This is a genomic window from Leifsonia sp. 115AMFTsu3.1 (assembly GCF_004362795.1).
Lineage (GTDB): Bacteria > Actinomycetota > Actinomycetes > Actinomycetales > Microbacteriaceae > Leifsonia.
The window spans coordinates 623,678-637,963 of sequence record NZ_SNYB01000001.1; the positions used below are offsets into that span (position 1 = coordinate 623,678).

Genomic DNA, 14,286 nt, shown 5'->3' on the forward strand with positions numbered 1-14,286 from the left:
CGCCGCGCACCGCCGACCATGAGGCCATGAAGACCCGACTCGTCCCCTACACGTTCGTCGCCCCGGCGATGCTGCTCCTGATCGCGTTCGGCATCCTGCCGATCGCGGTCGCCCTCCTCGTCAGCTTCACCGACATGAACCTCGCCGGACTCGGCAACTGGTCGCGCATCCAGTTCGTCGGAGGCGACAACTACGCGGCCCTGTTCGCCGATCCCGCCTTCTGGCAGGCGCTGGGGAACACCGCGCTGTTCGCCTTCATCGGCGTGCCCAGTGTGATCGTGCTCTCGCTCCTCATCGCGCTCGCCCTCAACCGGTCGCAGGGGCGGTTCTTCCGTGCGCTGCGCTCCTTCTACTTCGTCCCGGCCATCACGGCCATCGTCGCCGTCGCGCTCGTGTGGGGGTACCTCTACAACACGCAGTTCGGCCTCTTCAACTACCTGCTGTCGCTGGTGGGGCTGCCGCCGGTGCCCTGGCTCTCCGACCCGACGGTCGTCAAGTTCTCGGTCGTGCTCGTCGCCGTCTGGCGGGGGCTCGGCCTCAACGTGATCATCTTCCTCGCCGCCCTGCAGGGCGTGCCGAAGGAGTATCTGGAGGCCGCATCGATCGACGGGGCCTCCGGCGCGCGCCGCACCTGGTCGATCGTGATCCCGCTGCTGCGGTTCGCGATCTTCTTCGTGACCATCACGACGGTGATCGCCTGGCTCCAGTTCTTCGACGAGCCGTTCGTGCTCACCAAGGGCGGCCCGCTCGGCGCCTCCACTTCCATCTCGCTCTTCCTGTACCAGAAGGGCTTCTCGTCGAGCCAGTTCGGCTACGCCAGCGCCGGCTCGGTCGTGCTCGTCGCGATCATCGCGATCATCACCGTCGTCCAGCTGCGCCTGAGGAGATCCGATGTCGACTACTGAGCTGCTCGCCCGCGGAAGCCGCCGGCTCGTCACCGACGGGCCCGGCGACGACGAGCCCGCGGCCGCACCCCGTCGCCGTGTGCGCCGCGGCCGCGTCGGCACCGTGATCATCGGCGCGCTGCTCGCCATCGGCGCGCTGGCGACCGCGTTCCCCTTCCTCTGGATGGTGTTCGCGTCGGTCAAGCCGCGCAGCGAATCCGTCGCCTACCCGCCACAGCTCCTGCCGAAGGAGCCCACCTTCCAGTACTTCGTCCAGCTCTTCACCGAGCTCGACTTCGGCCGGTACCTCCTGAACACGCTGATCATCGTGGTCATCTGCATGGCGGGCCTTCTGCTCATGGCCGCGGCCGGCTACGGGTTCGCGAAGTTCCGCTTCCCGGGACGCGACGCCCTGTTCTTCCTCGTGCTGGTGACCATGATGATCCCCGGCCAGGTCACGATGATCCCGAGCTACCTCATCCTCAACGGGATGAAACTGACGAACACCTTGATCGGCATCGCCCTGCCGATGCTCGTCTCGGGCTTCGCGGTCTTCCTCTTCCGGCAGTTCATGGCGACCATCCCCACCGAGATCGTCGAGGCGGCCCGGATGGACGGGGCGGGGGAGTGGCGTATCTTCTTCCGCGTCATCCTGCCGATGTCCGGCCCCATCCTCGCGGTGCAGGTCGTTCTCACTTTCATCGCCGGCTGGAACAGCTTCCTCTGGCCGCTGATCATCGCCAACGACCAGAACCTCTACACGCTCTCCGTCGGACTCTCCCTGCTCAACCAGCAGATCGCCACCAACCCGTCGCTGCAGATGGCCGCCTCCACGCTGATGGTCGTTCCGATCCTGATCGTCTTCGTCGTCTTCCAGCGCTACGTCGTGCAGGGCTTCGCCCTCTCCGGACTCAAGTGACCCACCCGAACCGATGAGGAACACCATGGACTCTTCCCTCCGCCCCCGCCCTGCCGGCTTCGTGCGCGCCGAGGGGACCCAGCTGGTCGACGACTCCGGCCCCCTCCTGCTCCGCGGGGTGGGGCTCGGCAACTGGCTGCTGGCCGAGGGGTACATGTGGCGGTTCGGCGACGAGATGTCCTCCCCGCGCCAGATCGAGGCGCGCATCGAAGCGCTGGTCGGCACCGAGCGGGCGGAGGCGTTCTGGCGGCGCTTCCGGGACTCGTTCGTGACGGAGCGGGACTTCGCGCTCATCGCCGAGCGGGGGTTCGACCATGTCCGGCTCCCGATCAACGCCCGCGGCGTGATGGACGACGACGGCGGACTCCGGGAGGAGGGCTTCGAGCTGATCGAGCGCGCGGTGCGCTGGAGCGAGCAGCACGGCCTGCGCATCCTGCTGGACCTGCACGGGGCGCCCGGCGGTCAGACCGGCACCAACATCGACGACTCCCCGAACGGCCTGCCCGAGCTGTTCATGTCGCCCCGCTACCGCGCGCAGACCGTGGAGCTGTGGCGCGAGCTCGCGCGTCGGTATCGCGACCGGGAGGCGGTGCTCGGCTACGACCTCCTCAACGAGCCGCTCCCGAACGAGTGGCAGCACCGCTACAACGACGAGCTCGTCGACCTCTACCGTGAGCTGACGGCGGCGATCCGTGCGATCGACGACCGGCACCTGCTGATGTACGAAGGGAGCCACTGGGCCACCAACCCGGAGCCCGTGCGCCATCGCTTCGACGACAATCAGGCAGTCCAGTTCCACCGCTACTGGTGCCCGCCCGACGAGACCAGCATCGCCGACTTCTTGCAGCTGCGGAACGAGCTCGGCGTCCCGATCTACATGGGCGAGGGCGGGGAGAACACCCCCGGCTGGATCTACGCGGCCACCCGGTTGTACGAGCGGCACGGCATCGGCTGGAACTTCTGGCCGTGGAAGAAGCTCGACACGCTCACCTCTCCGCTGTCCGTGCGGCCACCCGAGGGATGGGACCGGATCGCCGACCCGGCCGAGCATCCCGAACCCGAGGAGGCCGCACGCACCCTCGATGCGTTCCTCGCAGCTGTGCCGGCGGATCGCTGCGACGTGCGCACACCGGTGCTGGACGCGCTCTTCGCGCGTCCCGACCTGCACCTCCCGGCCTGGACCGGCGTCCGGGACGCGGCCGAGACGCCCATCGACGACCTCACTCCGTCCGTGGTGCCGGACGGCATCTGGCATCACACCGCCGGGCGCCCGTACGCCCACGACGAGTACGTGCCGGTGGAGTTGCATCCCGGCTCCCGGCTCTCCTTCGGGTTCTCGGCACCGCCGCGATCGTGGACCGTGGACGCCGACCGGCCGCACGCCGTCACCGCCAGCTGGGACGACGGCGCGCTCATCCTCGCGGTCGCCGAGCGCGTGCTGGTGCGCAGACTCGAGGTCAGCGTATGACGGGATATCGTCGAGCCATGAGCGGACAGTCACGGCCCGCGGCACCCGGCATCCGGGAGTCCGCCACCGTGACGTCGCTGCGCCATCAGAACCGTGCCGCCGCACTGAGGTTCGTGCTGCAGCAGCGCGAGACCACGCGCGCCGAACTGGCCCGTCGGTGCGGCTTCTCCTCGGCCTCGGCCGCGAACATCACCGCCGAGCTGATCGAGGACGGCCTGATCGCCGAGGTGGGCTCTGTCGCATCCCGGGGCGGGCGCCCCATCTCGCTTCTCGCGCCGCGCGCCGACGGCGCGTACGCCATCGGGGTGGACGTCGGAGAGCGTGGCGTCGCCGTCGAACTGTTCGACCTCTCGCTCACGATGGTCGACCGGGAGTTCCGCGGCGGCCGGCGGGAGGAGTCGCCCGACGGCATCCACCGCGACCTCAGCGAGGCGATCGCCGAGCTGCGCGAGCGCAACCGCGAGCGCTGGCCGCGCGTCCTCGGCATCGGGCTGGGCCTTCCCGGCGTGGTGGAGACGGAGGCCGACGGCACCCAGGTGCTGTACGCCCAGAGCCTCGGCTGGGCGCCCCGGCCGATCCCGCTCGACCTCGACCCCGACCTCCCCGTCTACGCGGAGAACGGAGCCAAGACGCAGGCGCGAGCCGAGCTCTGGTACGGCGCGGCGCGCGGCATCGACCATGCCGTCGTCGCTCTCCTCGGCCGTGGCGTCGGTCTCGGCGTGATCACGGACGGTGAGCTGGCGCACGGCGCACACAGCAGCGCCGGCGAGTGGGGCCACACCAAGATCCGCTACGGCGGCGCGCTCTGCCGGTGCGGTCAGCTCGGCTGCGTGGAGGCGTACCTCGGCGCCGACGCCATCCTCGAGGCGTGGCGCGCCCGCGGCGGCTCCTTCGACGGCAGCGGCTGGCAGGCCCTCGGCGCGCTGCTGGCGGCGGCGGCCTCCTCGGACCCGGACGCGACGGCCGTGCTGGACGACACGATCGACGCGCTCGGAGCCGCGCTCGGCAGCGTGGTGAACCTGACCAACCCGCAGCGCGTGGTCATCGGCGGCTGGGTCGGGATGCGCCTGATGGAGCAGCATGCGGACCAGATCGCGGCAGCGGTGCGCCGGAACTGCCTGGATCGCCTCGGCGCCCAGTTCGAGCTCGTGCCGGCGACCTTCGGCGGCGACACGGTCGCCCTCGGTTCCGCGCTCATGCCGATCACCGCCCTGATTGACACTCCGCGGGCGGAGCTCTTCGCGAGCTGAGTGCTCTCTCCGGCCGCCGGGGCGCCGGCGACGGCTGCGATATGCGAAAGCATGTAACGGGGACGCCACTGATCTCGCAGCACCCTCCTGTATCGAGCAGGTGAACGGGACACCAACAATGGATCAACCCCGCTCACGCCGCTGAGATGCCACGAAGGAGGAGCGCAGTGACGACCACCGACACCTTCGTCCCCGCCGACGACGACACACTCGACGTGGCGACTCCCGCGGATGCGCCGAGCGCGGGACCACGCTCCCGCCGCGTGCGGGGCTCGGGTCGTCGGACCGCGACGGGCCTCCTCCTGCTCGCCCCCGCGATCGTCGCGGTGCTCGGCCTCGCCATCATCCCGATCGTCATCGTCGCCCGCAACTCGTTCGCCGAGAGCAACCTGTACGGCGGGATCACCGGCGGATTCACCTGGGCGAACTACGCGCAGCTGGTCGATCCGGCCTACGCCAAAGTGCTCGGATACAGCCTCGGGATGGCCGCGATCAACACCGTCGTGTGCCTGGTGATCGGCTACATCGTCTCGTACTACATCGTCTCGCGGCCGCCGCAGCGCCAGTCCCTGCTCCTGCTGCTCATCATCGTGCCGTTCTGGACGGACTTCCTGGTGCGCACGTTCGCCTGGATCTCGGTGCTCGGCCGCGGCGGTCCCGTCTACGGCGTGCTCGGAGCGCTGGGCGTCGACACGGGGAGCCTCTCGCTCATCCCGAGCCAGGGCGCCGTGGTCATGGGGCTGCTGTACGCGTTCCTCCCGACGGCGATCTTCCCGATCTACGCCAGCATGCGGGCGATCGACCCCTCGGTGAAAGAGGCAGCGGCCGACCTGGGCTGCGGGTGGTGGCAGACCCACCTGCGCGTGCTGATCCCGCTCAGCAGCACCGGGATCGTCGCCGCGGCGATGCTCACGTTCGTCCCCACCCTGGGCGTCTTCGTCATCCCCGTGCTCCTCGGCGGCGGCAAGGACCAGCTCGTCGGGAACCTGATCGTCACCCTCTACACGGAGTTCCGAAACCAGCCGATGGGCGCGGCGGTCTCCATGGTGCTCCTCGTGCTGATGCTGCTCGCCATGGTGGTCGCCGGTCTCATCGCGCGCCGCGGACGGAAGAAGGTCGCCTGATGGATCGCGTCACCTCCTGGATCGCCCGCATCGTCCTGGTGTTCCTCTACATCCCGATCGTCGCCGTGATCGTGTACTCGTTCAACTCGGCGTCCGGCGGGTACCAGTGGAAGGGATTCACCCTCCAGTGGTACGGCCAGCTCTTCAGCGACGGCGCCCTGCTCCAGACCCTCCTCATCAGCGTGATCGTCGGCGTCCTCGCCGCATCCGTCGCCACCGTGATCGGCCTGCTCGCCGCCATCGGGATGGTGCGCTTCCCGTTCCGGGGATCGGCCGCGATCCTCGGCGCGATCGCCCTTCCGCTGATCGTGCCCGAGATCGTGCTCGGCGTCGCCCTGCTCAGCGTCTTCAGCTTCCTCCACATCCCGCTCGGCATCCTCACGCTGGTCCTCGGCCACATGATCATCACGCTGCCGCTGACCACGCTCATTCTGATCGGCGCCTTCCGCACCCTCGACCCGAGCCTCATCGAGGCCGCCGCCGACCTGGGCTGCACGCCGTGGCGCACGTTCACGCGGGTCCTCTTCCCGCTTCTGCGCTCCTCGATCCTCGCGTCGTGGCTGCTCGCCTTCACCGTCTCGCTCGGCAACATCGTGATCTCCACCTTCGTCAGCGGAGTGGGATCCACGACCATGCCGCTGCGCGTCTACTCGCTGCTCAAGTCCGGACTCACCCCGGAGCTGAACGCGCTCGGGACGCTCCTGATCGTGCTCACGTTCGTGGTCGTCCTCTCCGTCGGCATCCAACAGATGCGACGCATCCTCGCGAGCCCATCCGGCGCCGCCGCACCACCCGACACCAGCACCACCTCCATCCGCACCCGCTAGCCCTCACCCCCGCACCCCCCCAGAACGGGAGAACCCTCATGAAGCGCACCTCCGCCCTCATCGCGGTCGCCGCGGTCGCAGCCCTCGGCCTCACCGCCTGCTCGTCCGGCTCCGGCGGCTCGTCCTCGGCGCCCTCCACCCAGCTCAACATCTACGCGTGGGCCGACGAGATCCCGAAGTCCGTGATCTCGGCCTTCGAGAAGAAGACCGGCATCAAGGTCACCATCGACACGTTCGACGCCAACGAGACGATGATCTCCAAGCTCGCGGCCGGCGGATCCGGTTACGACATCGTTGAGCCCAGCCAGTACGCGGTGCAGCAGCTGGTCGGCCAGGAGCTGGTCGAGAAGCTGGACCACTCCAAGATCACCGGGCTCGACAACCTCGGCAAGAAGTTCGCCGACCCCAGCTACGACAAGGGCAACGAGTACAGCGTCCCGTGGATCTGGGGCACCACCGGGCTCGCCTACAACCAGGCGTGCACCGGACAGGCCGTGGACAGCTGGGACGCCCTGTGGGACCCGGCGTACAAGGGCAAGATCTACATGCTCGACAACATGCTGAGCGCATACATCCCTGCCCTGCAGTACAAGGGCCTGAAGGCGACGACCACCAGTGAGAAGGACATCGAGAAGGGCACCCAGGCGCTTCTCGACCAGAAGCCCCTGCTGGCGGGATACAACTCCTCCAACTACTCCGACCTGCTCGCGTCCGGAGACGCCTGCGTCGCGGAGGCGTACGGCGGCAGCGCGATCGCGAAGGTGACGGCCGCGAACCCCGACGTCAAGTTCGTCATCCCGAAGGAGGGCGGCACCCTGTGGGTCGACGGTTTCTCGATCGCCAAGGACGCCCCGCACGCCGACGCGGCGTACAAGTGGCTTAACTTCACCCTCCAGCCGGAGATCGCGGCCATGGCCACGAACGACGGCGGCAGCGCCTCGGTGAACGAGGCGGCCAAGGCCCACATCACCGACAAGGCGCTCCTCGAGAACGTCGCCGTGTACCCGACGGACGAGCAGCTCGCGAGAGCCGAGTTCATCGTCGACCCCGGCAAGGCGCTCGCCTACTTCCAGCAGGGCTGGACGAAGGTCAAGGCCTCCTGAGCCCAGGCCGCCGACACCACACGGACGACACCACGAGGACGACACCATGACCACGCCCGCCAGCCCGACCGTCACCGCCCCGGCACCCGCCGGAGCGGCGGACCGGAAGACTCCGGCCATCCGTCTCACCGGCGTCACGAAGACGTTCGGGAGCACGACCGTCGTGCAGCCCGTCGACCTGACGATCGGGGACAACGAGTTCTTCTCGATCCTCGGTCCGTCGGGATGCGGCAAGACGACGCTGATGCGGATGATCGCCGGCTTCGAGACGCCGACCGGCGGCTCGATCGAGCTGGCGGGCCGGTCGGTGGAGTCGCTCCCGACGCGCAAGCGCGACCTCAACATGCTGTTCCAGAGCTATGCGCTGTTCCCGCACCTCTCGGTGCGCGACAACATCGGCTTCGAGTTGAAGGTGCGCGGTCGCAAGCGCTTCCCCGACCGGGAGGTCGCGGTGGATGCCGCACTCGCCCTGGTGCGGATGGAGCGCTTCGCCGACCGCAAGCCGAACGAGCTGTCCGGCGGCCAGCGGCAGCGCGTCGCGCTGGCTCGCGCCATCGTCTCTCGACCCGCCGTCGTGCTCCTCGACGAGCCACTCGGCGCCCTCGACCAGCAGCTTCGAAAGGAGATGCAGGTCGAGCTCAAGCGGATGCAGCGCGAGGTCGGGATCACGTTCGTCTACGTGACCCACGACCAGGAGGAGGCCCTCACGATGTCCGACCGGATCGCCGTGATGTCGGAGGGACGCGTCCAGCAGGTGGATGCGCCCCGCGCCATCTACGACCGCCCGGCGAACCGCTTCGTCGCCGGCTTCATCGGCACGTGCAACCTCTTCGATGCCGTCTATCACGGCACTCCGGCCGGGGCCACGGTCGACATCGCCGGCCTCGGATTCGTGCCCGCCCGCACCGACGCGGCCGGACCGGGCGCCGAGGTGACGGTGGCCGTCCGTCCCGAGCGCGTCGCCCTGCGCGCCGGCGCGGAGCCGTCGCCGGTCGGCAGCGGCGCGGTCGCGGCGACGCTTCTCGACGCGGTCTTCCTCGGCGACGAGTGGCGCTACATCGTCCGCGCCGATCAGGGCGCCGAACTGGTCGTCACGCGGCCGAGTGGCCCCGGCGACGACGCACTCACCCGGCTGGTGCCCGGCGACGCGGTCACCGTCTCCTGGCACGCGGACGACGCCCACATCCTCGCCGCCTGAGCGCGCGAACCCCCGCTCCCCTCCCCGAAAGGATCACCATGAAGGTCGCAGCAGGCCAGCTCGCACCGACGACGGACCTCGCCGCCAACCGCCGGACGATCGAGACCCTGGTCGATGAGGCCGCGGCGGACAACGTCGACCTCCTCGTCCTGCCCGAGGAGGCGATGCTTCTCGCGGACGGCGTCGACCTCCCGCTGGGCGACATCGCGCGGGCGGAGTGGGGCGGGTTCGTCGAGTTCGTCTCCGGGCTCGCCAAGCGCTCCGGCATGGCCATCATCGCCGCCGGGTACGAGGGCACCGACGGCGACCGCCCCTACAACACCATCGTCGCCATCGACGAGCGCGGCATCGAACGTGCGCGGTACCGCAAGCTGCACCTGTACGACGCGTTCGCGTACCGGGAGTCCGACTACGTCACCCCGGGCGACGCGAACCCGGTCGTGGTCGAGCTCGCCGGTGCCTCCGTCGGGCTCGTCAACTGCTACGATCTCCGTTTCCCCGAGCTGACCCGCAACCTCATCGACCAGGGAGCCGACCTCATCTCGGTCTCGGCCGCCTGGGTCTCCGGCGCGATGAAGGAGGACCACTGGCGCACACTCCTGCGCGCCAGGGCCATCGAATCCACAACTTGGGTCGTCGCGGCGGGATCGGCGTCACCGGACTGCATCGGCCAGAGCATGGTCGTCGACCCGTTCGGCATCGTGCGCTCGTCGCTCGGCGGTGAGACGTACGGGTTGGCCGTGTCCACCGTGTCCCAGCGCCGCACGGACGAGGTCCGCGCCGTGCTGCCCGTGCTCGAGAACCGCCGGCTGAACACATCCATCAGCCTCTGACCCCGTCCGCCCCACCCCGCGAGGAACATCCATGCCCGTCACCATCGGCCCCACCCCGTCCGCGCTTCCCCAGGAGCTCCTCGAGAAGCTCGCCCGCGTCTCGTTCCCGACACTCGGCCACTACCTCGAGGAGGGGTTCGCCGACCCGGGGATCGTCCGGCTCGCCGGCACGACGCGCGTGATCGGTCGCGCCGTCACGGTGCGGACGACGGCCACCGATTCGACCATGCTCCACCACGCCGCCGGCCTGGTGGAGGCCGGCGACGTGATCGTCGTCGACACCGGCGGGGACATCCGCCATGCACCCCTCGGCGAGGTCGTCGCCTCCGCGCTCACCTTCCGCGGAGCGGCCGGAGCGATCGTCGACGGTGCGGCCACCGACATCGACGAGATCGCGGGACTCGGGCTGCCGGTGTACGGGCGCGGATTGAGCATGCTCACCACGAAGCTCCACGACATCGACGCCGGGGGACTCAACATCCCCATCGTCTGCGGTGGTGTCGTCGTGCGCCCGGGCGACGTAGTGCTCGCGGACGCGAACGGGGTGCTCTTCGCACCCGCGGCGGTGCTCGAGCAGCTCATCGACACCGCGCTCGAAGACGACGCGGAAGAGCCGGATCTCGTGCAGGCGCTGCGGGACGGCGGACGCCTCGGCGACCTCACGGGCGCCAGCGCGACCATCGCCGGCTTCGCGTCCTGAACTCCCCTCACTCCTCTCTCCCGCCACCGAAAGGACCCCATGCTCCTCAAAGCCGCCATCAACGGAGGGAGGACTCCCGACGAGTTCCCCGCAGTCCCGCTGACCGCGGAACAGATCGCCCGGGAGTCCGCCGCCGTGCTCGCGGCCGGCGCCGACGTCGTCCACGCTCACGCCCGCGCGGCGGATGGCGCCCAGACGATCGACCCGGAGGCGATCGGCGCGATGGTGCGAGCCTTCCGTGCCACGGTCCCGGACGGGGTGATCGGCACGACGACCGGACTCTGGACGTGCTCCGGGCACGCGGAGCGGATGCGGCTCATCGCGGCGTGGCCCGAGGACGCCCTGCCCGATTTCGCGTCGGTCGCGTTCAGCGAGGAGGGCGCGGCCGATGCGGCCCAGCTGGTCCTCGACCGCGGAATGGTGCTGGAGAGCGCGGTCTGGTCGATGGGCGACGTGCCGGCACTGCTCGCCTCGCCGACGCTGCACCGCAACGTGCGCATCCTGATCGAACCGGAGACGGAGGACGCGGAGGAGGCGGTGGCTGCGTGCCGCACGATCGCCCGCACTCTCCGCGACGCGGGCGTGGAGGCCCCGATCCTCTACCACGGGGCCGACCTGACCGTCTGGCCCGTCGTCCGCGCCGCGATCGAGGACGGCTGCGAGACACGGGTGGGGCTCGAGGACGGGCTCACCCGCGAGGACGGCTCTCCGACCGCGGGCAACGTGGAGCTGATCGGCGCGGTGCGTGCGCTCGAGCCGATCATCGCCTGAGGGTGCTCCGGCTCCGGCGTTCTCAGGATGAGCGTTTAGGGTGCTTGCGATGATCGACGACACCGACCGCAAGCTCATCGAGCTGCTCATGCGCGACGGTCGCCGGCCGTTCACCGAGCTCGGCGCCGAGCTCGAGGTGAGCGAGGCGACGGTGCGCGGGAGGGTCGCGCGCCTGCAGGAGTCGGGCATCCTCAAGATCGTCGCCCTCTGCAACCCGCTGACGCTGGGTCACCAGTCGGTGCGCCTGATGATCGGCGTCGGGGGCCACTCGCCGAGGGCGGTGGCGAAGGCGCTCGCCGACATGGCGATGGTCAACCACGTCGCCCTGGGGACGGGCGCGCACGACGTCTACGTGGAGGCGACCTGCCGCGACCTGGACCAGCTCGTGACCCTGCTCGACGACGTTCGGCGCGTTCCCGGCGTGACGGACATCGACCAGTTCGTGCTGCTGGAGCTGTTCAAGGACTACTCGTGGGTGGGTCTGCGCGACAAGGCCGGCCAGAGCGCGGGTCAGGGCACCGGCCAGACCGACTGAGCCCGAGCGTCAGAGCTTGGGGAGCTGCGGCCGGGCCGTCCGCCGTTTGATGATGGCCTCGTCGACCGGCGCCGAGTCCTCGCGGAAGCCCGCCCAGAGGTAGGTGTCCTTCATCACCTCGAGCACGGTCATCGTCTCGACGTGCTGGACGCCGTTGACCCTCCGGACCTTCTCGTTCAGGATGCTGGAGAGGTGGATGACGTCGTCGCAGCGCAGATCGGCGATGAGGTCGTAGGCTCCGACCGCGCTGGCGACGAACTTGATCTCCGGAACCGTCACCAGCTGTTTCGCGACCGCGGCGACGGCGACACCGCGGATGCGGATGGCGATGTGCACCTCGATCTCGCCGAGCTTCGGGGCGTCGGGCATCCCGACAACCTGGACGATCCCGGCCTTCGAGAGGCGGCGGTACCGGGCTCGGACGCTCGGCTCCGAGAGGCCGACGTTTCGGCCGATGACGGCGAACGAACGGCGCCCGTCGACGCGCAGCTGATCGATGATCTTGCGGTCGATCGTGTCGATGTCCATGCGGGGCTCCCGGGGCGTCGGTGGTCCAACTCTATGCGGTCCGCAGCCCCCGCACGACGAGATCCAGCAAGCGCTCGACCTGCGCGCTGTCCGTCGATTCCGCGGTGGTGAGGAAGACGCCGACCATGGCGGCGGTCACGTCGTCGGCCGAGACGTCGTCGCGGAAGAGCCCGCGCTCGATGCCGGCAGCGAGGAAGGGCTGAACGGCCGCGTCGACCCGCTGCCGGGTCTGCGCCGAGGCGGCTGCGGTTCGTGCCCCTCCCGCCCGGAGCGACTCGGCCATCCCGCGCTTGGTGGCGATGAACCCGGAGTAGAGACGCATGAACTCGCGGAGTGCGACATCCGGCTGTTCCGTCGGCAGAAGCGAGGCGCCGCGGTCGAGGACGGCGTCCAACTCGTTCTCGTACACCGCGGCGACCAGGTCTTCGCGGGTCGGGAAGTTGCGGTAGAGCGTCCCGATGCCGACCCCGGCCGCACGTGCGATGGCTTCGAGGGAGGCATCCGGGCCCTCGGTCGTGAGCGCCTTACGGGCGGCGTGGAGGATGGCCGACCGGTTGCGTGCCGCGTCGGTACGCGGTCCGCGCGCGCGAGTAGATGCGGGATCGGCGCTCAAAGTGGAGGTACCTCCGGTTTAAGTGGTAGCGTCATGGCAGCGGAGGGGCCTCCGCTTCTGACCCAGTCTAGGAGGAGACATGACCGACACGACGATCCGACCCGGGGGGACGTTCCATCTCGGCGGCCGTGACGTCGCCCGCGTGGGCTACGGCGCGATGTCCCTGGAGCGCTACGAGGACGACCGCGAGACCGGGGTCGCCCTGCTCCGCCGTGCGGCCGAACTCGGCATCGACCACGTCGACACGGCCGACTTCTACGGCGCCAGCGTCTCGAACGACATCATCCGGCGGGCCTTCGGAGACTCCGGCACGGTCGCGATCGCCACGAAGGTGGGTGCCGTGCGCGTGGATGCGCCCGTGCCCCTCGCGCTCGCCCAGCGACCCGCGGAGCTGCGCGCGCAGGTCGAGGACAATCTGCGGACGCTCGGGCGGAGCAGACTCGACGTGGTCAACCTGCGCCGCCCGGAGGTCGGGCCGGGTCTCACGGTGCCGGTCGAGGAGCTGGTCGACCTGGACGACCAGCTCGCCGAGCTCATCGCGCTGCGAGACGACGGCCTGATCGGCGCGATCGGGCTCAGCGCCGTCGGTGCGTCGACCCTGCGCCGCGCCGTGCCCGCCGGGATCGCCTGCGTGCAGAACGCCTACTCCCTGCTCAGCCGGGAGCACGAGGACCTCCTCGCCCTCTGTCTCGCCGAAGGGATCGCCTGGGTGCCGTTCTTCCCGCTCGGCAGCGGTTTCGCGCAGTACCCGAAGGTCGCCGACGACCCCACGGTCCGGCGCATCGCGACGGAGACGGACGCAACACCTGCCCAGGTCGGCCTCGCGTGGCTGCTCGCGCACGCGGCGAACGTCCTGCTCATCCCGGGCACGGCGAGCATCCCGCACCTGGAGGAGAACGTGGCCGCCGGCGCGCTGGTGCTCACCGCGGAGCAGCTGGCCGAACTGGACGCCGTGGCCGGTGCGACGGCCGGTCCGTCGGATTCCGTGCGGCGTTAGTCCCCACTTCAGAGCGCGCCGTCGAGCACCCGCGCCGCCGCCTCGCGGGGCGTGAGCCGGCTCGTGTCCACCACCGGACCGGGGATGCGCGCCGCGTCGAGCACCGCATCCAACTCTCCGAAGCGGTGCAGGTGCCAGGCGGCCGTCGCGTCGTCGTCGCGGTGCCGTGCGCGCAGCCGGGCCTCGCCGATCACCGGGTCGACCGTGAGGCGGACGACCCTGAGAGGGAGTCCGCCGAGTGCGTCGCGATAGCGGGGCAACTCTGCGGCGTCCTCGATGACGCCGGGGAGGATGAGGACCTGAGCGCCCGCGGCACGATGGTTGGCGGCGACCGGGCGGAGGTTCGCGAGCTCCAGCGCGGAGTTGAACGGGTCGCCCTCCGGGGCCGGCCAGCCCGCGCGGAGTGCGTCCAGATCGATGATCGCGTGCGGGACGCCGCGCTCGATCAGGAGCGCGCTGACCGCATCCGCCGTCGTGCTCTTGCCGACACCGACCGTGCCGTTGAGGAAGAGTGCCTGCTCGCGCATGGGATCAGT

General features: G+C 69.9%; 16 protein-coding genes. 13 read left to right on the top strand and 3 right to left on the bottom strand.

What is annotated here, in order from left to right:
* Positions 1 to 26: 26 nt before the first annotated feature.
* The 12 genes from AXZ95_RS03150 to AXZ95_RS03205 all read left to right on the top strand — a co-directional run bounded on the left by AXZ95_RS03150 (position 27) and on the right by AXZ95_RS03205 (position 11,612).
* A complete protein-coding gene (locus tag AXZ95_RS03150; protein ID WP_018189549.1) occupies positions 27 to 905 on the top strand; it encodes a sugar ABC transporter permease in 879 nt (292 codons plus the stop codon).
* Entirely contained in the window at positions 892 to 1,803 is a 912-nt protein-coding gene (locus AXZ95_RS03155; RefSeq protein ID WP_018189550.1) for a carbohydrate ABC transporter permease, read from the top strand. The genes AXZ95_RS03150 and AXZ95_RS03155 overlap by 14 nt, the downstream gene beginning before the upstream one ends.
* Before the next feature lie 25 nt (positions 1,804 to 1,828).
* Entirely contained in the window at positions 1,829 to 3,271 is a 1,443-nt protein-coding gene (locus AXZ95_RS03160; protein WP_018189551.1) for a cellulase family glycosylhydrolase, read from the top strand.
* Between the two features lie 17 nt (positions 3,272 to 3,288).
* On the top strand, positions 3,289 to 4,521 hold the full coding sequence (locus tag AXZ95_RS03165; protein WP_018189552.1) for an ROK family transcriptional regulator: 1,233 nt from the start codon (positions 3,289 to 3,291) through the stop codon (positions 4,519 to 4,521).
* Between the two features lie 167 nt (positions 4,522 to 4,688).
* Positions 4,689 to 5,645, top strand: a complete 957-nt coding sequence (locus tag AXZ95_RS03170; protein WP_018189553.1) for an ABC transporter permease — start codon at positions 4,689 to 4,691, stop codon at positions 5,643 to 5,645.
* Complete coding sequence (locus tag AXZ95_RS03175; RefSeq protein WP_018189554.1) at positions 5,645 to 6,472, top strand: ABC transporter permease; 828 nt, start codon at positions 5,645 to 5,647, stop codon at positions 6,470 to 6,472. The genes AXZ95_RS03170 and AXZ95_RS03175 overlap by 1 nt, the downstream gene beginning before the upstream one ends.
* A 38-nt stretch (positions 6,473 to 6,510) precedes the next feature.
* Positions 6,511 to 7,575, top strand: coding sequence for a spermidine/putrescine ABC transporter substrate-binding protein (locus AXZ95_RS03180; protein ID WP_018189555.1), 1,065 nt, complete (start codon positions 6,511 to 6,513; stop codon positions 7,573 to 7,575).
* Positions 7,576 to 7,621: 46 nt separating this feature from the next.
* Positions 7,622 to 8,773 (top strand): ABC transporter ATP-binding protein, encoded by a 1,152-nt coding sequence (locus tag AXZ95_RS03185; RefSeq protein ID WP_018189556.1) that lies wholly within the window; start codon positions 7,622 to 7,624, stop codon positions 8,771 to 8,773.
* Between the two features lie 38 nt (positions 8,774 to 8,811).
* A complete protein-coding gene (locus tag AXZ95_RS03190) occupies positions 8,812 to 9,606 on the top strand; it encodes a carbon-nitrogen hydrolase family protein (protein WP_018189557.1) in 795 nt (264 codons plus the stop codon).
* 31 nt (positions 9,607 to 9,637) lie between these two features.
* Positions 9,638 to 10,306 carry an RraA family protein gene (locus AXZ95_RS03195; protein ID WP_018189558.1) on the top strand — a complete coding sequence of 223 codons (669 nt, stop codon included), beginning with the start codon at positions 9,638 to 9,640 and terminating at the stop codon, positions 10,304 to 10,306.
* Between the two features lie 39 nt (positions 10,307 to 10,345).
* Positions 10,346 to 11,077 (top strand): 3-keto-5-aminohexanoate cleavage protein, encoded by a 732-nt coding sequence (locus tag AXZ95_RS03200; protein ID WP_018189559.1) that lies wholly within the window; start codon positions 10,346 to 10,348, stop codon positions 11,075 to 11,077.
* A gap of 49 nt (positions 11,078 to 11,126) precedes the next feature.
* Positions 11,127 to 11,612, top strand: coding sequence for an Lrp/AsnC family transcriptional regulator (locus tag AXZ95_RS03205; RefSeq protein WP_018189560.1), 486 nt, complete (start codon positions 11,127 to 11,129; stop codon positions 11,610 to 11,612).
* A 9-nt stretch (positions 11,613 to 11,621) separates the two neighbouring features.
* Here AXZ95_RS03205 and AXZ95_RS03210 read toward each other — a convergent pair whose 3' ends face one another.
* The gene (locus tag AXZ95_RS03210) at positions 11,622 to 12,140 is read right to left on the bottom strand and encodes an Lrp/AsnC family transcriptional regulator (protein ID WP_018189561.1); all 519 of its coding nucleotides are present in this window, start codon (positions 12,138 to 12,140) and stop codon (positions 11,622 to 11,624) included.
* Between the two features lie 31 nt (positions 12,141 to 12,171).
* On the bottom strand, positions 12,172 to 12,753 hold the full coding sequence (locus AXZ95_RS03215) for a TetR/AcrR family transcriptional regulator (RefSeq protein ID WP_018189562.1): 582 nt from the start codon (positions 12,751 to 12,753) through the stop codon (positions 12,172 to 12,174).
* A gap of 79 nt (positions 12,754 to 12,832) precedes the next feature.
* On the opposite strand from AXZ95_RS03215, the gene AXZ95_RS03220 reads away from it, so the two are divergent.
* On the top strand, positions 12,833 to 13,750 hold the full coding sequence (locus AXZ95_RS03220; RefSeq protein WP_018189563.1) for an aldo/keto reductase: 918 nt from the start codon (positions 12,833 to 12,835) through the stop codon (positions 13,748 to 13,750).
* Positions 13,751 to 13,758: 8 nt separating this feature from the next.
* On the opposite strand, the gene AXZ95_RS03225 is transcribed toward AXZ95_RS03220, so the two are convergent.
* Entirely contained in the window at positions 13,759 to 14,277 is a 519-nt protein-coding gene (locus AXZ95_RS03225; RefSeq protein ID WP_018189564.1) for a hypothetical protein, read from the bottom strand.
* Between the last annotated feature and the right edge of the window lie 9 nt (positions 14,278 to 14,286).